Annotated in this window: 13 protein-coding genes and 1 pseudogene; 7 read left to right on the top strand and 7 right to left on the bottom strand. The window is 57.7% G+C overall.

Going from position 1 to position 23,102, the window contains the following annotated elements; translation table 11 throughout:
* Positions 1-5: 5 nt before the first annotated feature.
* The 4 genes from P2081_RS19165 to P2081_RS19150 all read right to left on the bottom strand — a co-directional run bounded on the left by P2081_RS19165 (position 6) and on the right by P2081_RS19150 (position 6,210).
* Entirely contained in the window at positions 6-1,103 is a 1,098-nt protein-coding gene (locus P2081_RS19165; protein ID WP_278924404.1) for a M24 family metallopeptidase, read from the bottom strand.
* A gap of 316 nt (positions 1,104-1,419) precedes the next feature.
* Positions 1,420-2,934 (bottom strand): SpoVR family protein, encoded by a 1,515-nt coding sequence (locus P2081_RS19160; RefSeq protein WP_278924403.1) that lies wholly within the window; start codon positions 2,932-2,934, stop codon positions 1,420-1,422.
* Entirely contained in the window at positions 2,927-4,258 is a 1,332-nt protein-coding gene (locus P2081_RS19155) for a YeaH/YhbH family protein (RefSeq protein ID WP_278924402.1), read from the bottom strand. The genes P2081_RS19160 and P2081_RS19155 overlap by 8 nt, the downstream gene beginning before the upstream one ends.
* 17 nt (positions 4,259-4,275) lie before the next feature.
* Positions 4,276-6,210, bottom strand: a complete 1,935-nt coding sequence (locus P2081_RS19150; protein WP_278924401.1) for a PrkA family serine protein kinase — start codon at positions 6,208-6,210, stop codon at positions 4,276-4,278.
* A 789-nt stretch (positions 6,211-6,999) separates the two neighbouring features.
* Between P2081_RS19150 and P2081_RS19145 the strand changes: the two genes are divergently transcribed.
* From P2081_RS19145 to P2081_RS19130, 4 genes are all read left to right on the top strand, one after another.
* On the top strand, positions 7,000-10,161 hold the full coding sequence (locus tag P2081_RS19145) for a beta strand repeat-containing protein (protein WP_278924400.1): 3,162 nt from the start codon (positions 7,000-7,002) through the stop codon (positions 10,159-10,161).
* A gap of 76 nt (positions 10,162-10,237) precedes the next feature.
* The gene (locus tag P2081_RS19140; RefSeq protein ID WP_278924399.1) at positions 10,238-11,542 is read left to right on the top strand and encodes a TolC family protein; all 1,305 of its coding nucleotides are present in this window, start codon (positions 10,238-10,240) and stop codon (positions 11,540-11,542) included.
* Positions 11,539-13,869 (top strand): ATP-binding cassette domain-containing protein, encoded by a 2,331-nt coding sequence (locus P2081_RS19135; RefSeq protein ID WP_278924398.1) that lies wholly within the window; start codon positions 11,539-11,541, stop codon positions 13,867-13,869. Before P2081_RS19140 ends, P2081_RS19135 begins: the two co-directional genes overlap by 4 nt.
* The gene (locus tag P2081_RS19130) at positions 13,866-15,038 is read left to right on the top strand and encodes an HlyD family type I secretion periplasmic adaptor subunit (protein WP_278924397.1); all 1,173 of its coding nucleotides are present in this window, start codon (positions 13,866-13,868) and stop codon (positions 15,036-15,038) included. The genes P2081_RS19135 and P2081_RS19130 overlap by 4 nt, the downstream gene beginning before the upstream one ends.
* Positions 15,039-15,153: 115 nt before the next feature.
* Here P2081_RS19130 and P2081_RS19125 read toward each other — a convergent pair whose 3' ends face one another.
* Together P2081_RS19125 and P2081_RS19120 are read right to left on the bottom strand one after the other, a co-directional pair.
* Positions 15,154-15,867 carry a trypsin-like serine peptidase gene (locus tag P2081_RS19125; RefSeq protein ID WP_278924396.1) on the bottom strand — a complete coding sequence of 238 codons (714 nt, stop codon included), beginning with the start codon at positions 15,865-15,867 and terminating at the stop codon, positions 15,154-15,156.
* Between the two features lie 617 nt (positions 15,868-16,484).
* On the bottom strand, positions 16,485-18,533 hold the full coding sequence (locus P2081_RS19120) for a PAS domain-containing hybrid sensor histidine kinase/response regulator (protein ID WP_278924395.1): 2,049 nt from the start codon (positions 18,531-18,533) through the stop codon (positions 16,485-16,487).
* Between the two features lie 376 nt (positions 18,534-18,909).
* Here P2081_RS19120 and P2081_RS19115 point away from each other — a divergent pair, with 376 nt between their 5' ends.
* From P2081_RS19115 to arsB, 3 genes and pseudogenes are all read left to right on the top strand, one after another.
* The gene (locus P2081_RS19115) at positions 18,910-19,320 is read left to right on the top strand and encodes a sugar 3,4-ketoisomerase (RefSeq protein ID WP_278924394.1); all 411 of its coding nucleotides are present in this window, start codon (positions 18,910-18,912) and stop codon (positions 19,318-19,320) included.
* Positions 19,317-20,411, top strand: a complete 1,095-nt coding sequence (locus P2081_RS19110; RefSeq protein ID WP_278924393.1) for a DegT/DnrJ/EryC1/StrS family aminotransferase — start codon at positions 19,317-19,319, stop codon at positions 20,409-20,411. Before P2081_RS19115 ends, P2081_RS19110 begins: the two co-directional genes overlap by 4 nt.
* Before the next feature lie 171 nt (positions 20,412-20,582).
* Positions 20,583-21,592 (top strand): annotated as a pseudogene (arsB, locus tag P2081_RS19105) (ACR3 family arsenite efflux transporter).
* A gap of 791 nt (positions 21,593-22,383) precedes the next feature.
* On the opposite strand, the gene P2081_RS19100 reads toward arsB, so the two are convergent.
* Complete coding sequence (locus P2081_RS19100; protein WP_278924392.1) at positions 22,384-22,713, bottom strand: hypothetical protein; 330 nt, start codon at positions 22,711-22,713, stop codon at positions 22,384-22,386.
* Positions 22,714-23,102 lie beyond the last annotated feature (389 nt).

Genomic DNA, 23,102 nt, shown 5'->3' with positions numbered 1-23,102 from the left:
GGCGTTCAGCCGCCGACCACCAACAGTTCCTTGGGGAACTGGGTCAGGACTTGGCAGCCCTCTTGGGTAATCAAGACGTCGTCTTCGATGCGTACGCCAAGCTCTCCCGACAGGTATAGCCCCGGCTCGTTGGTATAGACGGTTCCGGCAGGCAGAACTTGGTGGTTGCCCCGCATGATATAAGGGGCCTCATGCACGTCACGGCCCAATCCGTGTCCGGTTTTGGTGCGGATATGCTCTGCAAAATCAGAGGCCTCCAACACCCCTGTCACCACATCGTCAATCTGATGCGCAGTGACCCCAGCACGGGTTGCCGCCAGCCCGGCCATATTGGCCGCCAGCACTGTATCATAGACCGCGCGGCCTTTCTCGCTGACCTCTGCAACAAAAACCGTGCGGGTGATATCGGCGCAGAATCCGTCCTTGCGGCCGCCAAAATCAAACAGAAGCGCATCACCGGGCTGGATTTTGTAATCCTCGCGGGCATGGCCGTGGGGACGCGCCGCATTATCGCCAGCCACCACAATCGGCGGAAAGGACAGCGCATCGGCGCCTTCAGCGAACAGGGCCTGGATCAGGCGGCTTTCGATCTGCTTTTCGCTCTGCCCGACCTGAACGGTTTCCAGCACCTGCGCCAGGGCGCTTTCTGAAAGATCAATTGCCCGTTGCAGCGCCGCGACATCCGTCTCTGTCTTGACCATCCGCAGCCCGGAAATTTCACGCTCGGCGTCGATGATTTCCAGCCCCGGAGTGGCCTGCATCAAAGCGTGGTGGACAAACACCCGCATCACCTGCCCCTCGACCGCAAGCCGCTTGATCGGCAGATGCGCCGCAAGATCGGCAAAGGCCGTCTGATAGCCGGTCTGGTCGCGCCAATCAAAAACCGCACCATCAAAACCCAGCTGCCCCCAAGAGCCCAGTTCCAGGTTGGGCAGCAGGGCCGCAGGCTTGCCTTCTGCGGGGATCACCAGCACGAATGGGCGTTCGTGGCTCATGAAATCTTGCCCAAGCGCGCGGGTGAAGTTCGGCCCCGGCACCAGGGCCAGTGCATCAACCGACATGGATTTGGCCAACTGGCGGTACTCGGCAAGAGAAGCGGTCATCAAGGGTCTCCGGATGTTGAATAAGATAGGCAGGACACAGGATCGGGTGCCCCGAACTGGCAAAACCGCCAGTGGGGTGGCCACGCAAAGACCAGTTAGAATATTTTATCCAATTTGAAAACACCCTTGTCCATCAAGCGCCCCAGCATGATGCTAGGCACGCGGCCCCCATCGGCATCCGGACCTGGCGCCGGATCATCCGCATCTGACAGTGACCGCCCTGCGCACCGATAGCGCATCGGGACCGCAGCCGCATCAGCCCCCTTATGTGATTGATGAGCTGCACAAAACCTACCCGCCGGGATGATGTGCTGCTTTAACTCTCAATCAGGGTTTCGACCGCGTCCAGCGTAACCTCATAGCCCCAGAGACGGCGCAGGTGTTTCAACACTTCATCTTTATTGGCCTCATCCAGGTGAATGCCATCGCGTACCGTATGGGTCAAAATCAAGCGTCGGTCGCCGCTCAGATCCGCATCGGTGACCTGAATATCGGGTTCCAGATAGGCCAGATTATATTGCTGCGCCAGGGCCTGGCGCATCGCCTTGTAACCGGCACGATTGTGAATATGGCTGACCACCAGATCTTTTTGCGAGGCGTCATCCACAAGGGTGAACAGCTTGAATTTACGCATCAAATGCGGCGATAGAAACTGCTGGATAAAGCTTTCGTCGCGGTAGTTGGCCCAGGCGTGGCGCAACACATGGCGCCAGTCGTCATGACCGGCGATATCTGGAAACCAGTCGCGGTCTTCTTCTGTTGGCTCTTCGCAGATGCGCCGGATATCCATCATCATGGCAAAGCCCAGTGCATAGGGGTTGATGCCGCTATAGCGCGGATCGTCAAAGTCAGGCTGCAACACCACATTGGTATGGCTGTGCATCATCTCCAGATAAGCACCTTCCGACAGGCGCCCCTGACTGAAAAGCTCATTGATGATGTAATAGTGTACAAAGGTGGCGCAGCCCTCATTCATCACCTTGGTTTGCTTCTGCGGATAGAAATACTGCGCCAGCATTCGCACGATCCGCAGCAATTCACGCTGCCAGGGTTCCAGGACGGGGCTGTGCTTTTCCAAGAAATACAGGATGTTCTCCTGCGGCAAGTTCATGTTCTTGCGGCGCGCCGCCTGGGGCGCATCCTTAGGTGTCTCTGCACTGTCGTGCCCCAGGGTGGCATCGGTCCAGATATCGAGCAGACTGCGACTGCCGGCATAGCCATCGCGCACGCGTTGCATCGCCGCCAGCTCTTGCGAGGTCGGCTTGGGCGGACGGCCATAGCGAAACACCCCCTGGGTTTGCAAGGCATGCCCGGCATCAAGAATTTCCTCAACAGCATCAATCCCATAGCGTTCTTCGCAGGCAGCGATATAGTTCTTGGCAAAGGCCAGGTAATCCTGAATGCCATCGGCATCTGTCCATTGCAGAAACAGATAGTTGTTCTTGAAAAAATGGTTATGGCCAAAGGCCGCATGCGCCATGACGAGCACCTGCATCGCCATGGTGTTTTCTTCCATATTATAGCTGATGCAGGGGTTGGAGTTGATCACGATCTCATAGGCAAGCCCCTGACGACCGGTGCGATACAGCGCCTCATCGCGGGCAAAATGCTTACCGAAAGACCAATGCTGATACATCAGCGGCAGCCCGACGCAGGAATAGGCATCCAGCATCTGTTCCGACGAGATGATTTCGATCTGGTTTTGATAGAGGTTCAGCCCCAGATCATTCAGCGCGATTTCCTCAATGGCATCGCGGGCCTTTTCCAGCAGCGCAAAGCTCCATTCTGGCCCCTCAAACAGCAGTTTGGAGCCTGACTTTGCTTCAGGCATTCTGGCCTCCTTTCAGCCGTGGTAAAAAGAACTCTCTGAAAATTGGGTAGATATGTGCCGCATGGGCGACCCGCTGCATTGCAAAATGCTCGGTCTGGTCTTTGACTGCCCGGTAATTTTGCCACAGGTCATCCCCGGCGGACAGATCTTGCAGCAGATCCTCGGCGTCTTCTTCAACCACCTCCATATAGGCGTAATACTGGCAGACGGGCAGCAGGTCCTCGAGCAACAGTTTTTTGCAGCGCACGGAATCATTGCCAAAATTCTCTCCGTCCGAGACCTGGGCGCCATAGATATTCCACTCTTGCGGCGGATAGCGGTCGGAGATGATTTCGCGCATCTTGTCCAGCGCGGTAGACACAATGGTGCCGCCGGTCTCACGGGCATAAAAGAAGGTCTCTTCGTCCACCTCCTGGGCGTGGTGGGTATGGCGGATAAACACCAGCTCTGTCTGTTCATAACAGCGCGCCAGAAACAGGTGCAAAAGCAGGAAAAACCGCTTGCCCAATTCTTTTTCACGGTCCTGCATAGAGCCCGAGACATCCATCAGGCAAAAGACAACCGCCCGGGACTTGCGGATCTTTTCAGGTACATGGGTGTCAAACCGCAGATCAATCGGGTCGATATAGCCCACCATCTTGCGCTTGCGCTGCAGGCTCTCCAGCCGGGCGCGCATCTCTGCCAGTAGCTCTTCCTGCGCGTCAGAGCGATTGGGCAGTGCCTCGAGCATTTCAATCTCGCTCTGCAGCTCTTCCTCAGCGCGGCTTGACGGGCGGTGCAGCGCGATGCGGCGGCCCAGCGCATTGCGCATGGTGCGCACCAAGTTGAGGTTGTTGGGCGTCCCGACCGTGGTCAGCCCGGCCCGGCGCGTGCCGATTGTCTCTGTCTCGACCAGTGATTTTTCAACCAGGTCGGGCAGTTCCAGCCCATCAAACAGGATTTCCAGATATTCATCCTGGGTCAGGGTAAAGGAGAACTCATCCTCACCCTCGCCATCCTCGGAGGCCTGGCGCCCATTTTGCCCCGCGCCGCCATTTGGTTTGGGCAGGGTATCGCCAACAACAAATTCTTTGTTGCCCGGCAGCACATGGCGCCGGTTCCCCCCCTTGGAACCATGGAAGAAACGTGGCTCTTGCAGCCCCCGCGCGGGGATTGTCACCTGTTCGCCATCCACCGGCACGGCCTTGCCATCCTGGACGGATTTATCGCGCACTGATCTGTCCACCCGGTCTTTGATGTTCTCACGGGCCCGACGCAAGAACCGCTGCCGGTTGCCATGGCTTTTGCCCTTTGGGTTGGCACGTCTGTCGATAAAGTGATGCACTGTCCTGGCGCCCCCTGTTACCCGGCCTTATTGACCCGCATGTACCATTCCACCAAGCGGCGCACCTGACGGTCAGTGTAACCGTGACTGCGCATGCGCTCGACAAATTCCTGGTGTTTGCTTTCCGTCTTGCTATCCTTCTTACTGCCAAAGCTGATCACCGGCAGCAGTTCCTCGACCTGACTGAACATGTGCTTTTCAATCACATCACGCAGTTTCTCATAAGAATTCCAGGCAGGGTTCGACCCGGTATTGGCCCGGTGGCGCAGAGCAAATTTGACCACCTCGTTGCGAAAATCCTTGGGATTGGCGATCCCGACCGGCTTTTCGATTTTGCTCAGCTCAGCATCCAGGATGTCGCGATCATAGAGCTGGCCAGTGTCGGGATCCTTGTAATCCTGCTCTTCGATCCAAGCGTCGGCATAGGCAATGTAGCGGTCAAAGACATTCTGGCCATATTCAGTGTAGCTCTCAAGATAGGCCTTTTGAATTTCATTGCCGATGAATTCCTCATAGCGCGGCGCCAGATCGGATTTGATGAACTCCAGATACTTTGCCTCTACCTCGCGCGGAAACTGTTCCCGCTTGATCGTCTGTTCCAACACATACATCAGATGCACCGGATCGGCGGCGATTTCATTGGTGTCGAAATTGAAGGTCGACGACAGCACCTTGAAGGCAAAGCGGGTAGAGATCCCGGTCATGCCCTCATCCACCCCGGCCCGATCCTGGTATTCCTGCACGGTCTTGGCCTTGGGGTCCGTGTCTTTCAGGCTCTCGCCGTCATAGACCCGCATCTTGGAATAAAGGTTCGAATTCTCGTGCGGCTTCAACCGGGTCAGCACTGAAAACCGGCTGAGGATCTTGAGCGTTTCTGGCGCACAGGGCGCAGCGGCCAGCTCACTGTGCTGGATCAGCTTGTCATAGATAAGCGCCTCATCACTGACCCGCAGGCAATACGGCACCTTGACGATCGACACCCGGTCGATAAAGGCCTCGTTGTTCTTGTTGTTCTTAAAGGCCTGCCATTCGCTCTCATTGGAATGGGCCAGCACCAGGCCGGTAAAGGGAATGGCCCCAAAGCTTTCAGTGCCCATATAGTTGCCTTCCTGGGTGGCTGTCAGCAGGGGGTGCAACATCTTGATCGGCGCCTTGAACATCTCGACAAATTCCAAGATGCCCTGATTAGCGCGGTTCAGACCACCAGAGAAACTATAGGCATCCGGGTTGTCTTGGCTGAAATGCTCTAGCTGGCGAATGTCGACCTTACCCACCAGGGTTGAAATATCCTGGTTGTTTTCATCACCGGGTTCGACCTTGGCTACCCCCACGCGCCGCAGCCCCGAAGGATAGATCCGCGCCACGGTGAATTTGTTGATATCACCGCCATACTCATCCAGCCGCTGCACCGCCCAGGGTGAGAGAAGACCAGGCAGCCGATGGCGGGCAATGCCGTAGCTCTCTTCCAGCACCTCACCCATGCGCACCGGGTCAAACAGGCCCAGCGGGCTTTCATAGATTGGCGACAGCTGATCGCCCGCTTTCAGCACATAGATCGGTTGATCTTCGACCAGCCGTTTGAGTTGCTCTGCCAAAGAGGACTTACCACCGCCCACTGGCCCCAAGAGATAGAGGATCTGCTTGCGCTCTTCCAAGCCCTGGGCAGCATGGCGGAAATAGCCGACGATCCGTTCAATGGTGTCTTCCATCCCATAGAAATCTTCAAAGGCGCGATAGCGTTTGATGGTGCGGTTCTGAAAGATCGGCCCAAGACGCGCATCGCGTGAGGTATCAATGATCTCCTCCTCGCCAATCGCCTTGAGCATCCGCTCAGCCACATTGGCATAGAGGCTCGGATCCGTTCGGCACCCCTCAAGATAGGAGTTGAGGGACATTTCCTCTTCACGGGTCTGGCCGTATTGCTCTGCAAAAATCTCGGCAATGTTATTCATCGGGATCTAGCCTCCTGGGGTTACGCTGCGCCTGTCCTCCTGGCGGTGGGAAACCCACGGACACGAGACAGGCCAAGCCTGGCCGAGGGATGTCCGCGAGTGTCTTTGGTTGTGTGATCTCTGCTCTCATCCGGCGGTGCCCAACGCACCGGCGACCCGCTTCGGTCAGAGGGCTTGCTCGGGTGTGGACGGGGCTCGGGCGCCGTTTCGTCATCCGCGTGAACTTGCGCGCGGGGACATTAGGTTCATGGTTCATACTAATAAGATCTGGTGTACTTTCAGTTAATATCCAGAGGAAAATTAACAAATTCCTTCACAACTTTGCCATTGCAAGCGCAGCCCCCGACGCAACCCACCGCCGGACCAGTCCCTGCTTGGATTTTTCCATCGCTGTGTCAGCCCTGCCAAGGCCCGCCTCTATGCAAGCAAAACCGATGGCATTGGCCTGCCGTAGCGCCGCCATATTCGGCAGGGCCTGTCGCCAGAAACAGCGCTCAACGCTCCCCTGCCGTATCATCCACCAGCCCACCACCCCAATAGCGTTAACCAGCTGTTAACAAAGCCCGCTTGACGGGTTTCCCAAGGCCAAACATGCGGCAAACAAGTCACGCTTACCCAGGGGTCGTGGCCTCTCCCGGCACGCATCGACTAGACAGTTGATTAAAATTAGACGCAATATATCCACAATATGGCCGCAAAGAACGGCCCGAGGCAGAACTTTACAGGCACAAGACCGTCACGCGTCCCTCGCTTTGGGCGTCGCACGGTCTATGAACGAGCGGCGAAAATATGAAAACTGTTGGATTTATCACTCGGGATCTCTCGGGAACCACCCGTCAAAGCACTTTTTCAGAGGGGTCTCCCTCTCTGCTGAATGTTACCCACTCCAAGGATATTTCGCTGAACCTCAGTGCGTCGGACATTGACAGCTATATGCGTCGGGGATCGGATCTCCACCTGGTGCTGGCCGATGGGCAAATCCTTGTTTTGCAGAACTATTACAGCCAGAACACCCCAGGCGGTAAGAACCTGTTCCTCAGCGAGGAAGGCAATTTCGTCGAGGTGGTTCTGGAAGACAAAGCCGAAGGTGCGCTCTTTGCGAGCTACGAACCGCTGGATCTTTCGGGGAAGTGGTCCGCCTATGACGACATGGTCTTTCTGAACGTTGATCGTATCGAACCCGTGATTGCCCCCCTGGCCGCGCCGCTCTTCGGCGGGTTTGGCGCTGCGGGCGCGGCCGCCGGTGCGGCTGGCGTTGCTGTCCTCGCCGGCGGTGGCGGTGGCGGTGGCAACAATGGCGGCGGTGGTGGTGGCGGTGGCGGCGGTGGTCCGATCCTGCCCACGGTCGACAATCCTGACGCGACATATCCGGTGGCCGGATCCACCACTGCCCCTATTGTGATCACCGGCACCGGCACCCCCGGCGCCGAGGTCGAGGTCGATCTTGGCGGCGTCACCCAAACCGGCACCATCCAAGACGACGGCACCTGGGAAGTCACCTTCCCGGTTGGGGATCTGCCAGTTGATGGCTCCTATGACACCACTGTTCAGGTCTCTGACCCGGATGGGACAGAACATGATCTGGACGGGCCCGCTGTGGTGATCGACACCACGCCGCCTGATCTGGAGGTCACCAGCGGCACGGATTCCACCGGCGATCTGGTCAATGCCGCGACCCACGCCAGCGGCACCGTTATTGCCGGAACCGGCGAAGCAGGCGCTAGCGTTAGCGTGCTGGTAAATGGCGCCACCCAGACCACAACAGTTGGCAGCGATGGCACCTGGTCTGTCACTTTTGCACCCGGTGAAATCTCCACCGGTGAATATGACACCCCGGTTTCCATCACCACCACCGACAGCTTTGGCAATAGCGCCACCTTCAGCGACACCCTGATTGTCGACACCATTGCCCCGCCCATCGCCGTCAACACGGTCGAAACAGACGATGTGATCAACCAGGCCGAAGCCTCGGATGGGGTGATCCTGTCCGGCAATGGCGAAGCCGGGGCCGCGATCGAAGTGCTGTTCCAGGGCGTGATCCAAACAACCACCGTAGCCGCCGATGGCACCTGGTCGGTGAGCTATGACGCGTCACAGATTGCTGGTGGCACCTATGACAGCACCGCCACCGTGACCTCTACCGATCTGGCGGGCAACAGCGCGACCAGCGATCACAGCCTGCATGTCGATACCGAAACCTCGGTCATCCTGAACAGCAGCCATGCTGGCGGCGACGACGCAGTTTCCGGTGCCGAGGCACAGGCGGGTGTCACCCTGACTGGACTCGCCGAAGCAGGGGCCAGCGTTGTCGTGGAGATTGCTGGCGTTTCGCGCATTGTGACGGCCGATTCCGCTGGCAACTGGGAAGCAACCTTTGCGCCCGGCGCTCTTCTGGGGGGGGAATATAACACTGTTGTCAATGTTACCTCGACCGATCTGGCAGGCAATAGCGCGACGACCTCTTCGCCGCTGCGGATTGACACCGTGGCGGGCACCGTCGCCCTGTCGCCGGATCCGATCGAAATCGACGATGTGATCAATGCGGTCGAACGCGCCGATGGCGTCGAAATCAGCGGCACCGCCACACCGGGCATGACCGTCACGGTCGGTCTTGGCTCTGCCACTACCCAGGTGATGTCGGATGTCGACGGCAACTGGAGCACAATCTTCCCGGTCGGCAGCATCCCTCAGGGAACCGAGACCTTGGATATTACCGCGTCGATCACCGATGACCTAGGCAATACAGCCAGCGCGTCGGACACCGTTGCGCTCGATACACTGGTTACCCCGCTGACCCTGAACACCAATGGCATTGCAGGCGACAACACCATCAACGCGACCGAACGCGCCGATGGCGTCACCCTGACCGGCACCGTTGAACCCGGTTCTTCGGTGCAGGTTGCAATCGGCACTGGCGCGGCCCAGAACGCCATCGTGGATACGGCCGGCAACTGGAGCGTTACCGTCCCCACCAACGCCATCCCCACCGGCACTACGGATGTGGACGTAGTGGTGCAGGCAACTGATACGGCGGGCAATACTGGCAGCGTTGTTCATAGCGTGGCCATTGACACCGAGGTCACGCCCTTTACCTCTGATGCCAACCAGACAGCCAATGATGTGGTCAATCAGGACGAACTTAACGCCGGCTTCGCCTTGCAGGGCACCGTCGAGCCAGGCTCTAGCGTTGTGGTGACCATCCAGGGCAAAGCCAAGAGCGCCACCGTGGATGCGGCCGGCAACTGGAGCGCTGAATTTTCAGGCGCCGATCTTCCGCCCGGGGAATATAGCGCCGACGCAACGATCGTGGCGACAGATGCGGCTGGCAACACCAGCACTCTGACCGAAAGCTTTGAGGTGGATACCATCTTCGAAGCGCCACTGCTGGATTCCATCACCTATGAGATCGGTAGCAGCGATATCAGTGCCTTCAGCGTCGAAGGCACTGCAGCAACAGGCGAAACCATTGCCGTCAACGCACTCGAAGGCGATGGCAGTGTCTCCTCGCCTGGGGTGGTGATCACTGAAAGCGGAGGCAACACCTCCTTCGACTTCAACAACGCCATCCCCGACGGCACCGATCTGGTGGTCACCAATGTTGATACGCTTGGCAATGGCTCTTCCACCCTGCTGGTGCTGGAAGACAATGCCACGACCGCCAGCACCCTGACCCATGCGGGTCTTGGCCAGTTCAACATCGACGAACTGGACCTCGGCGCGGCTGCAAATGTGTCTCTTGTCCTGACCGAAGCGGATATCAAGGCCCTGTCCGAGAACTCGGACACCCTGACCATCCACAGTGGCTCTACCCCCGGTGAGGACAGTGTCACCATGACCGGAGCAACCCTTGCAGGCACCCGCAATGTCGATGGTGAGATGTACAACGTCTATACCATTGGCGACGACGGCACGACGCTGGTCATCGATCAAGACGTCTCTGTCATCATCTGATCACGCGGACCGGCCCGAACCATCGCGGCCGGTCCTACCTAGACCACCACAGGGCCTATCAACGGGCGGGGGCACTATGCAATTGGCACAACCCATTGGCGTATTGGCACTGTTGTGCAGCCTGTCAGGCTGCGCAGATGGCATGCCGTCCCTGCTGGGTAGCTCTGGCAACCAGACCGACCTGCCCCAGCACGGCAGCAATTTTGCCCAACCCGAGGGCGAGACCCGCTCTGAGGTCATTTCGACCCTGCTTGAACGGCGTTCCTTGCTGGCCGAAGGCACCATCTACAACAGCGTCGCCGAAGCGGCGGTGGCAGCCTCGGCCCGCGCCTCTGAGGCAGAGCTGATCAGCGCCAAACTGCGCGCCGAGGCCGAGGCCAAGAACTGGCTGCCCACCATTGGTCCCTCGGTCAGCCTGACAGACCTGGGAGAACTGGTCGCCGGAATGCTGATCCAGCAGGTACTGTTTGACAATGGCCGCCGCAAGGCGGAACGCGACTTTGCCGCCGCCGATGTCGAAGTCGCAGCGGTCAATCTGTCGGTCGATATGAACGAACGGGTGGAAGAGGCTGTTGGGCTCTATGTTGCGGGGCTGCGCGGCGACGAAAAATCCGCCTATAGCAGCCGCGCCCTGACCCAGATGCAAGAGTTTCGCCGCATTGTCGCAGGTCGCGTCGAAGGCGGGCTTTCCAACCGCGCCGACCTCAATGTGGTCGACAGCAAAATCAGCGGCATGCGCAACGCCCGCACCACGGCACAGGATAGTGCCAAAACGGCCCGCGCCGAGCTGACCGCCATGACCGGTGAAACCTTTTCTGAAAAGCCTGGCAAACTGGATCTGGGCACGCCGCCGACAGACGCGCAATATCTGGCGGTGCTGAAATCGCAGGCACAGGCCAATCGCAACGTGGCCCAGGCCGTGGTGAACCGCGCTGGCCTGCTGCCGCAGATTGCGGCGGCCGGCAATGTCACCTCGGATGGCTCTGGCGCGGGGCTGACGCTGGATCTGGCCGAACCTCTGGGGCTTGGCACCCCTGCGGCGCTACAGGCCATAGAAGCCTCGAAAGAGGCCGCCCGGCGCCAGATTGGCGAGGCCGAAGAAGATGCACGCCGCAGCTACGCCCGCCAGGTCCAACGGCTTGGCTCTTATCAGCGCCAAACCACCGAGGCCGCGACCCTTGCCCGCGCAAGCCGCGAAACCTACAGGCTGTTCAAGGCCCAGTTCGAGGCTGGCCAGCGACCGGTGATGGATGTCGTCAACATCTACGAAGAGTTGGTAAAACGCGAACAAGATCATATCGAAGCAAAATACGAAGTTGTGCTGATCCAGTTGGCACTGGCGCGTGACATGGGCCTTTTGGCGGATGGGGACAAGATTTGACCGACACGACCTCACGCACCCCGCCGGATGCCCCCCCCAAGGCCAGCAATCAGCCGCGCAAACCCGGCAAGACAAAGCTGCGGGCGGTTCCGCTCAGCCCGGCGGCTAATCGCCCGGCCACACCGGTTGCGGCTGCCCCTGCCGCACCAAAGGCCACGCCAGCCGACGCTGGCTCTGCCGCTGCGCCCCAGGGGCGGCGAGAAGTCGGCAGCCTGATCGAAGGTGCCTCTGCCCGCATCCGACACCGCGCCACCCTGATTGCCACCCTCGCCTCTTTGAAAGGGACCGAGGCCCAGGCTGGCGATATCGCCAATTTCATGTGGGGCAACCACTCTGGCGATACCTCGGCCGAGAGCCTGGCACAGGCGCTGGGATCAACCGGGTTGCAGGTGAAACTGCAACAGCAGCAGGAGCTGAACCAGGCTGAGTGGCCAGCCCTCGCCATGATGAAAGGCGGTCAATGTGTGCTGGTGCTGAGCCAGGACATGGATCAGCTGATCATTTTTGACACCACCTGCCCCGACAATCGCACCAAAGTCCCGCTAAGCGAATTCTCCCCGTTTTTCACCGGCACCCTGTTGATCGCCCGCCCCTCTTTGAAACAGATGGCAGCGCGGCACACGCCGCAACTGGACAGCGATCACTGGTTCTGGGGCGAATTCCCCAAATACCGCCGTCAGGTGGGCGAAATCATGCTGGGGTCTCTGGTTGCAAATATCCTTGCGGTTTCGGTGGCGCTGTTCTCGCTGCAGGTCTATGACCGGGTGGTACCGCACCAGTCCCACGCCACGCTTTGGGTTCTGGCCCTCGGGGCTTTTCTGGCCATCATGCTAGAGGCGCTGTTGAAGGTCGCCCGTGCCCGGCTGACCGATGCCGCCGGGCGTCAGATCGAACTCTCGGTGCAGCACAACCTGATGCGCCGCCTCATCGGCATGCGCTCGGACAAGAAACCGCTGCCGCCATCGGGGCTGTTTGCGGCGATGCGCGACTTTGGCGCCGTACGCGAATTCTTCACCTCATCGACCATCTCGACCCTGGCCGATATTCCCTTTATCGCCGTCTTCCTGTTGCTGGTGGCCTCTATCGCCGGCCCTATCGTTTGGGTGATCATGGCGGGCGGCGTGATGATGCTGCTGCCGGCCTATTTCATGCAGCGCAAGATGATTGCCCTTACGCGGCAGACCCAGGGCGCCAATGCCAAGGCCGGCCGGTTGCTGCACGAGGTGATCACCGAGCTGGACACCGTGAAAACCCAGCGTGGCGAAGACCGGGTGATGCGGATGTGGGATGAGCTGAACATGCTGTCGTCGCATTCCTCGACCGAGCAACGCCGCCTGGCCAGCGCGCTGACTTTCTGGTCGCAGGGAATCCAGCAGGCCACCTATATCACCGCCGTTGTAATGGGCACGCTTCTGGTTTTTGCCGGGGACTTCACCGTCGGCACCATCATTGCCACCGGGATCCTGACCAGTCGTACCCTGGCCCCGCTGACCCAGTTTGCAGCCACCATGGCCCGCTGGAGCAACGTCAAGGGTGCCCTGGAAGGTCTGGAGGCCATCGCCAAAGCGCCGCAAGAAATGGACGCCGAACGCAGCTACCTGCGCCGTGAACAGCTTGAGGGCCGCTTTGAACTGCGCGAAGTGGTGTTTCGCTACGATGAAGACGCCGCCCCCACCCTGGATGTGCCGGGTGTTGCCATTACACCCGGCCAGCGGGTGGCGGTTCTAGGCGTCAATGGATCTGGCAAATCCACCCTGATCAAGCTGTTGTCCGGGCTTTATTCGCCCGATGCCGGCCGGATCATGATCGATGGCACCGATATGGGCCAGATCGATCCACGCGACCTGCGCCGCAATATTGGCTATCTCAGCCAGGATGTCCGGCTTTTTTCGGGCTCGCTGCGCGATAACCTGAACCTGAACCAGCTGGAACGCGACGATACCCGCCTGATGGAGGCCTTGGATTTTTCCGGTTTGGGCACCTATGTGCGCGGCCATCACAAGGGGCTGGATCTGGATATCGGCGATGGTGGTGGCGGCCTGTCCATTGGTCAACGCCAATCCATCGGCTGGGCACGGCTCTGGCTGCAGAACCCATCAATCGTGCTGCTGGATGAACCCACTGCGGCGCTGGACCAGACGCTGGAACGTACCCTGGTAAGCCGCCTGGAAACCTGGCTGCAGGGCCGTACTGCCGTGATCGCCACGCACCGGATGCCGATCCTCACCCTGACAAACCGCACCCTGATCTTGCAGGATGGGCGCATGGTTGTGGATGGGCCGCGCGACAAGGTTCTGGCACATCTCGCCGCCGGAGAGGGCAAATGAACACGCCCACCCCCTATGATCTGGACCAGAGCGCCCGCGGCGCCAGCCGCATCGTCTATCTGGTCGGGGCCGCCCTGGTGCTGTTTCTGGCTTGGGCCGCCTTTGCCTCGGTGGATGAAATCGTGCGCGGTGAGGGCGAAGTCGTCTCTTCCTCACGGGCGCAGATCGTGCAGAACCTCGAAGGTGGGATCCTGGCCGAACTGCATGTGCGACAAGGCGATGAAGTAAAGGCCGGACAGGTGCTGGCCAAACTGCAAGACACCAAATTTCGCACCATCGCGGATGAACTGCAGGATCAGATCGATACGCTGGAAATCAAACAGTTCCGGCTAGAGGCGGAAATGGACGGTGCATATGAATTTTTCGTCCCGGATGAGCTTGCCGACCGATCTGGCGAAATTCTGGCCTCGGAACGCGCCCTGCTCAAGGCACGGCAGGGGGATTTTGACAGCCGCCGCACCAGCGCACGCAAGATCCTCGATCAACTGAATGACGAGCTGGCCAATATGCATCGGCTCTATGAACAAAATATCGTGGCCCTGATCGAAGTGAACCGCGCCCAAAAGGCAGCGACCGATGCGCAGGCCAAATTCAACGAGATCGGCACCCAGAATGAGCTGAAGCGGGCGGAGGAATATTCCGAAGTCCTGCGCGAGTTGACCTCTTTGCGGCAGGACCAGCGGCTGGCCCAGGATCAACTGGACCGCACCGTCATCACATCGCCGATGTCAGGGATCGTAAACAGCCTGGGCGTGACCACAATTGGCGGCGTCGTGCGCCCCGGAGAAGAGATCTTTGAGATCATCCCGATGGGGGAAGAGCTGTTTGTCGAAGCGCGGGTCAAACCAAAAGACATCGCCAGCGTGCAAACCGGTCAGACGGCCACTATAAAACTGTCAGCCTATGATTACACCATCTATGGTGCCCTGAACGGCGAAGTGGATTTTGTCTCGGCTGATACCTTTGAAGATGAACGCAACCCCCGTGCAGAGCCCTTTTACCGGGTAACGGTGCGGGTTGACCGTTCAAAGCTGACCGAGCGGCAGAAAACCATTGAAATCCGCCCAGGCATGCGGGCCACTGCTGAATTGCAGACCGGGTCCAAGACTGTTCTGAACTATCTGTTGAAACCGCTGTATAAATCCCAGGAAGCATTTCGAGAACCTTAGAGCGACGCTGATCTAAGAACTGGAATGCAGCGATCCACTATCTGGTTCCGATGTTTCCCACTGCCATTCTAGCAAGTGGGTCACCTGGGAACATCGCAAAGAAACGACGTCGAAGTTAGCCGGCCTGTTGCATCAATCGCCACAGGGAGGAATCCAGGGCAGTGCCAATCGACACTGGCTGGCTTCCCATCGCAGCCTTGGCAGAAATCACCGACACCAACCTTGGCAGACGTCCAGGCACCACCTGCAAGACAGGGGCCCCCGAGGCACCGAATTCAACACGGCACGACATCACCAGGGTGGTACGCTGCTTTGCCAACACTTCACAGCTGCGTTCCAAGCTCGGTCTTGTCGCATGGGTGAAATTGTAAGACAAGACCCCAACAGCGTCTCCGCGGGCGGCTTCCCATGACATCACCAGCGGGCGTATCTCAGCCGAGCTGATCGGATGAGACAGGCGCAATACCGCGATATCATTCCCCATCAAAGACGTGTTGCTACGGAAATGATCATAGCCAGGATGCATCACCGCCTTGGTAATATTGCGGGCGGCTTTTGCACGACGACCGACCAGGCCGGCCTCAAACTTAATCGTCGTTGGATCAATCGCCCGACCAGAAACCGGATCATAGAGGCAATGCGCTGCGGTCAGCACCAGATTTGGCGCAATCAAAGATCCGGTGCACATGTTGCGCCCAGAAATATTAAGGCGACCAACGGCTTCCCAGCCAGGGAAGGAGTCCGCACCAACCTGCGAACCCTCTGCTTTGGCAAGGCCCGGCAAGCTGGCCATTAGGCATGCTACAATAACTGTAAATAATCGTTTCATGTTCCACTCCAAATTCCCACATCAACATCGTCGTTCAGTCATGCGGCTGGAATGGGGCCTGTTTGGGCGTGGAATGGACGAAATAATGGGCAGAATGTGACGCAGTAAACAAAACCTTAACCCCCCGGTTATTGGTGCCTCAGTTGACGCGAAAACCGTTAAAAAGACCACCCGGCGTTAAGACTTTCGTTAATCTTTTACATAAAACTTTGTAAAAGCTTGGACTTTTCATCCCCAAAAAGAACAGAATCCGCCCCCCAGAGCGCAAGACTTCGGTAAGAAATACGTGTGTTTGTGCCCCTCAAACGCGAAATGAGGCAAGAATCAGCGTTCCCCCCGCAGTGAGAGAATGGCGACCTTCGCCGTTTCCGGCCCTTAACCCACACGCCCCGTTAAGAGTTGGTGTCACGATGAGATCTACAAAGGCTGCCCACCTGCCGCCCTATGCCAGGGGCCACAATGGACCATCAACAGCCCACCGGCGCCCCCAGCGCAAGGCGGGACTTTTACATTTTCAAAAGACACCATGACGTGCCACCATCCAAAACCACACCTTTCAGCAGACCAAGCACCAGCCATGAGAGCCTGAGGGCCAGGCTGGTCGGCACGCGGGTCAGCTAGGCACGGTCAGCCAAAGATTTGGTAATCGCGGTAAGCAGCGTGTTGCGCCCCACCGGCTTCATCAAGCGAATGTCCTCCGGCAATAGCCCGTTGCCGTGAACCGTTGCCTCGTTTGCATATCCCGACATGAAAATGAACGGCACGCTTGGATCCTTTGCCCGGATCGCTTTGGCCAGGTGGGTCCCCTGCAGTTTACCCGGCATGACGATATCAGTTGCAACAATGTCAAAATCCCTGTTCTGCAACCAGGTCGCCATCGCCTCATCACCTGATGTCGCGATCGTCACGTCGAAACCAACCCCCGTCAGCATATCTTCCTGGGCGGTCAAAAGCTTGGCATTGTCTTCGACCAACAAAATTCGCTTGCCGTGAATATGCGAAAGATCCTGTCCAGGCCGGTCAGGGCTGGGGCGCGCGGCCCGACCCGTCTCTGCCTTGAAATACAGCTTTACAGAAGTGCCAACCCCGACTTCGGAATAGATGCGCACAGTGCCGCCGGACTGCTTCATGAAACCCAGCACCATAGAGAGGCCGAGTCCCGTCCCCTGCCCCATTGGCTTGGTCGAGAAGAAGGGCTCGAACACCTGCGCCAACTTGTCTTTTTCGATCCCCGTTCCGGTATCGCTGACCGCTATCATGACATAGCGCCCCGGCAGCAGCTCTTCGCTGCGCTCGGCAATGTATTCATCATCAATGCGGATATTCGCAGTTTCAATCGTCAGTTGCCCCCCGTCTGGCATCGCATCACGGGCATTCAGGATCAGGTTGAGCAGCGCGTTTTTGGCCAGCCCCTCATCTGCGGTAAAGGCCCAGAGGTTCGCCAAGAGCGATGTCTCTATGTTGATGGTCGCAGGCAACAGGCGCGAGGACCAGGTCATCACATCGCGCACCACATCATTCCCTTTGAGCTGGTTTGGTGCCAGCTGTGAGCGCCGTGCAAAGCCCAAGATGTTGCGGGTCAGGTCACCGCCGCGTTGGGTCGCGTCGATAGCATTGGCAATATAGTCGGCTTGCTCGGGGCTCACGCCCGTCTCCTCCAGCAGATCAAGATTGCCCAGAACGACCGCCAGAATATTGTTGAAGTCATGCGCCATTCCCCCTGCGAGATTGCCGATTGCCTCCATCTTTTGCGATTGGCGCAGCTCGTTTTCCATATCAACCAGGCGCGACACATCTTGCAGCGTACCAACAAAACCTATGACCCGGCCATCGGCATCCAGCACCACTTCACCGCTATCAACGACATTCACCATGCTGCCATCCGGGCGCTGAATCCGATGCAAGCAGGAAAACTGCCCCCGCGATTGCACCGCCTGTTCCGAAGCAAGCCGCAGTTTGGGCTGGTCTTCCACAGGGACAAAGGACCAGACGCCTTCTAGCCTGGTCGGAAATTCTTCTGGTGGGATGCCACATATCTTGCCCATGGCTTCGGACCAGATCATCCCGCCATGCCGATCCGTCTTCCAGCGACCAAGCCCGGCAATGCGTTCCGCCTGCAGAAGATATCTCTCCTGTTCTTCCAGTTTTTGCTTGTCCTCTTCGGCCTGGCGCAGCCGTCTTGATTGCACATAGGTGACAAGAAGGGTGCCCGCGATCACCGCAACCAGGCCGAGGGTGACGACAGTGTATAGAATGATCCGTCGGCGCACCATGACGGCCATGATTTGCTTTTCAAAATCACGGATCTGCGCCGCCGCCTCCTCGTCAGAGATACGTACCCGGCTATCAACCTGCGATATCGTCAGCTGTTGTTTCTGTGATCCTTTGACGATTTGCAGCATATCTCTATAGGCCCGCAGCGTGTTCTGAATAGGTTCCAGATCGGCCTTGACCCCAAAAGCTCTGACCCTGACTGAGATTTCTTTCAGCGTGCTTTCGGCCACGGCATAGTCTTGCAGCGCAGCGTCTAGATAGCCGTCTTCCTGCGGACGCAAGACCAAATTTTTGAAATTATGGATAAAACCGTCATAGCCAATGGATCGCTCTAGCTGAATGAACAATCGTGGCAAGGTATAGGACGCCCGTTCAAACTGCACAAACCTCATACCAACGGCGCCCAAGAGCACGAGAGCAATAATCCCCCCAAGAGGCAGGAATAGCCGAGACCACTTCAATCCATTCATTTGTGCCATGCCCTGTTGCAAGGATCCTGTTTTTCTCCGCTGCGTATCGCGGATCAGGCCACCTCAACCTTGGGTGGTTTTACCAAAACAATCAACACCTGGAACCTGCAAGTGACTTTCCCCCTGTAGTTGCAGCCATTCTCTGCACTCAAAACCAGTTGCGAAACAGCACCCGAATTTGCTTAGTGCAGGGATTGCCACATGTGCTTTGGTTCCCGCTGTATCAAAATGTCCAGGGTTTCGTTTCCAAGTTCATAGTCTTATATAATCGTAGCAGAGCAAAAGTGAGCCCAAACCCATGCCCTTGAAAGATTGCCGTGTCGTTGACCTGCCCAAAATCGCGGATGCGAGGGGCAACCTGACCTTCGTTGAAGGGCAAAACCATATCCCGTTTGATATCAAGCGTGTCTACTATCTCTATGACGTTCCCGGCGGTGCAGATCGCGGCGCACATGCCCATAAGGATCTGCACCAGTTCATCATCTGCATGTCAGGCAGTTTTGATATCGTTTTGGATGACGGCTTTGACAAGAAACGCTTTCATCTGAACCGGTCTTATTATGGTATCTATGTCTGTCCGATGATGTGGCGGTATCTCGATAACTTTTCGTCCGGGTCGGTCTGCATGGTGATGGCCTCGGCCCCCTATGACGAGGCGGATTATATACGCGATCAACAAGAATTCTTGCAGGCGGTGGGCGCACAATGAAGGTTCCTTTTCTCGATCTTCAGGCGGCAGCGTCTGATATCTCTCCTGAGATAGAGGCCGCCCTGGTGCAGTCCGCACGGTCAGGACAATATATCATGGGCCCCATTCTGGAGCAGTTCGAGGCCGAGTTTGCCAGCTATACCGGTGCCGCGCATTGCCTCGGGGTGGCCAATGGGTTGGACGCGCTGCGTCTTGGCCTTCAGGCCATGGGCATCGGTGCCGGGGACGAAGTCATCGTGCCTGCCAACACCTTCATCGCGACCTGGCTTGCGGTCAGCCAATGCGGCGCTGTTCCGGTGCCGGTTGAACCCATTGAAGCCACGCATAACATTGATCCTGATGCCGTCGCAGACGCGATCACACCAAAAACAAAGGCGATTTTGGCGGTGCATCTCTATGGTCAGCCCGCCGATCTCGATGCGCTTCAGGCCGTGGCCGACCGCCACGATCTCCCCCTGCTACAGGATGCGGCGCAGGCCCATGGCGCCCGGTACAAATCGAAACCGCTGGGCAGCATGGGCACCGCCACATTCAGCTTCTACCCGTCAAAGAACCTTGGGGCTTTGGGCGATGGCGGCGCCCTGGTCACCAATGATGCCAGCGTTGCCCATCATTTGAAACTGCTGCGAAATTACGGTTCCGAAGAAAAATATGTCCACGAACTGAAGGGGCAGAACAGTCGCCTGGATCCGCTGCAGGCTGCGGTGCTGTCGCTCAAACTAAGGGTGCTGGACGACTGGAACGGCAAAAGGCAGGCCATCGCCCGGCGCTATAGTGACGCCTTCGCCAAGGCTGGGGCAATCATTCCGTTTGTCCCGGACTGGGCCGATCCGGTGTGGCACCTCTATGTGCTGCGCCACGCCGACAGAGACCAGTTTCAAACCCGGCTGAATGCCGCAGGCGTCGCCACGGCCATCCACTACCCGATCCCGCCGCACCTACAAAAAGCCTATTCTGATATGGGCTATGAACCAGGGCGTTTCCCGTTATCAGAAACACTGGCCAAAGAAGTCATCAGCCTGCCTATGTGCCCAGGCCAGAGCGACGCGCAGACAGAGTATGTAATAGACGCAGTCTTGAACCTTCTTTAGGGGCCGGACCGGTTGATTTTGGTGCTCCCCCATGCACCAGAATAACAGTACAATTGCGGCAGGCGAAGTGATTATCGCCGCCCCCGCCTGGCCTTGCCCAACGAGGCCACCATGAGCGGCCCCAATCGGGGCGGCAACTACGAGGCGATGCATACGTCAAAGGAGTGCGGTGTGAGCATTTTTGAAAGGTATTTGTCGCTTTGGATTGCATTGGCGATGGGGGCGGCATCCTTTTGGGAAATACGGCCCCCCAATTGGTGACTGGCGTCGCCGCGGCCGAAGTCGCCAGCGTCAATCTGGTTGTTGCCGTGCTGATTTGGGCGATGGTGTACCCGATGATGGTGGGCGTTGATCCAAAATCGCTGCGCGATGTGGCAAAACAACCGCGCGGATTGCTTATCACCCTTGTTGTGAACTGGCTGGTCAAACCTTTCACGATGGCGGCACTGGCGGTATTGTTTTTCCGCTATGTTTTTGCGCCCTGGATCCCGCAGGAAGACGCGATGCAATACATCGCCGGGCTGATCCTGCTTGGCGCTGCGCCCTGCACGGCCATGGTGTTTGTCTGGTCGCAGCTAACACGCGGAGACCCGACCTATACGCTTTTGCAGGTATCGGTAAATGACCTCATCATGGTCATCGCTTTTGCGCCGATCGTGGCCATCCTTCTGGGGGTCACGGATATAATCGTGCCCTGGTCGACCTTGGTTTTGTCTGTCCTGCTCTTCATCGCACTGCCACTTGTCGCAGGGTTGGCGACACGCCGCCGCCTTGGGTCTGACGCGGCCATAGAACAGTTTCAGGCGCGGGTGAAGCCCTACTCGGTCATCGGATTGATCGTCACTGTCGTGATCCTCTTTGGTCTGCAGGGCCAAGTAATCGTCTCCAAACCCTTCATCATCATATTGATCGCAGTGCCAATTATCCTGCAAAGTTATGGTATCTTTGCGATTGCCTATGCCGCCGCATTTGCCCTGAAAGTCCCCCACAGGATCGCCGCGCCCTGCGCCCTGATCGGGACGTCAAATTTCTTTGAACTGGCTGTTGCTGTCGCCATCAGCTTGTTTGGGTTGCATTCCGGGGCTGCGCTGGCAACTGTTGTTGGGGTTCTTGTGGAAGTTCCGGTTATGCTGACCCTGGTCGCATTTGCCAATCGCACGCGACAGCGGTTTTCTCTCTGACGAGGCGGGGAACCGGGATCTGACACGGCCAGCAAGATCTGCTGAAGCATATTTCAGGGCGTCGGTATTGGCTGCAAACAATGTCTGAAGGTAGTCCATGCTGTTGAATACCAATGTGTTGCTGGCACAGAAAATGGCGATTTGCAGCATGGGCAGGCGTGTTTCTGATCAGGCGTTTCGCGTTTTCTGCTCTGCCCGTTCAGACCTGAAACGCTCCCCTGGACCTCTTGCTGGACGGCCCTCCCCCCTTTGCAGCCTCGGAGCAGCCTTGGCAATCCTATCGGCGTGGTGAGCTCCGGATCGTTGTAGATTGGTTTCATCTTCTCCCGGTGTGCTTCCACGGGTTTGGAATGCAGTACGCCTCTGCTGCTGCCATGTCCCCTGCCCTATCTGTCCTTAGAGATTCGGCGTGGTGAGCGCCTTACCAGGCATTACGGCAGTGTTTCTTTTTCACCACATTACCAAACGCGTCCCTATTGCTTCCACAGTGTTTCCAGTACGGCTTGATACAAACGCGTAAAGCCACCCGTAGGTGGCTGCAAGTATCCGTTATTTATATGTATTTATTGGTTGCGGGAGCAGGCAACCGCCGTATCCTACCTGCCCTCTCCGCAATCATATAAACCCATGATAGCTCGCAGCTAACGGCAAGTCTGCGCAGATAGTGACATTAGCAAAGTCTTGGTTTTTACCATTAGGACACAGGTTCCACGCTGCACACGCACCAGGAGAAGCCGCCATTCGCCGCACCTGCAGCCGTCAAATACCTTCAGTCGTCCCCTGAGCGGGACTTAGTTGCCGTTCGCGCGCCAGCAAATGAAACCCTCACTGGTGGCCTCAGTTTCGCAATCTTCTCTAAGTGTTTTAGCAATTGAAGCGTCATGGTCTACGCCGATCACTACGATTTCCTTGGAGTCAGGGTAGTGATCCATGATGCCCCAGATTATTCTAACTGGTGCAGATTTCGGCGTGTCGTGGCTCTTTGTGGAGAATAACGCACTGTTCGGATCAAGACCCGTGCTTTCCTCAAATCGAACCCTGTTTGGTGCCGTGTCTAAAATCCAAACGGCTCCTGCAAGCTCGCCTTCATATTGACTGTCAAAAATTGCTGTTACCTTCATGTGGCGAGCAGACAGGTTAGGCGCTTTTTCGTCAAGGTAGGTTTGGGCTCAAGGCCGCCTTGCGGCGGCGCGGCATCGGGTTGCTGGGATACTGCGCCTGATCTCCGCCGCCAGATGACTGGAGCCAGCCCAACCACGACATTCACGCAGGGCACAGCGGAAGCTCCGCTGCAGGCGCGAAAGAATCTGCCAGGTTTCCCGGAAGCGGACCCTCAGATCAGGGGGCTGAAGGATGAGACGCTACACCTCGCTTTAAGGTCAGCAAAGCGTGACCTGAGCCCCTGAATTTCCTCCAGTTTTGTGTAGAGTCCGCCCAACCGAAGGACGGACAAATGAAGACGAGATTCACGGACGAACAGATCATCCAAATGATCAAGGAGCAGGAAGCT

It is taken from the genome of Pseudophaeobacter profundi, assembly GCF_029697505.1.
GTDB classification, from domain to species: Bacteria; Pseudomonadota; Alphaproteobacteria; order Rhodobacterales; family Rhodobacteraceae; genus Pseudophaeobacter; species Pseudophaeobacter profundi.
This window is presented reverse-complemented; position numbering and strand designations above follow the sequence as displayed.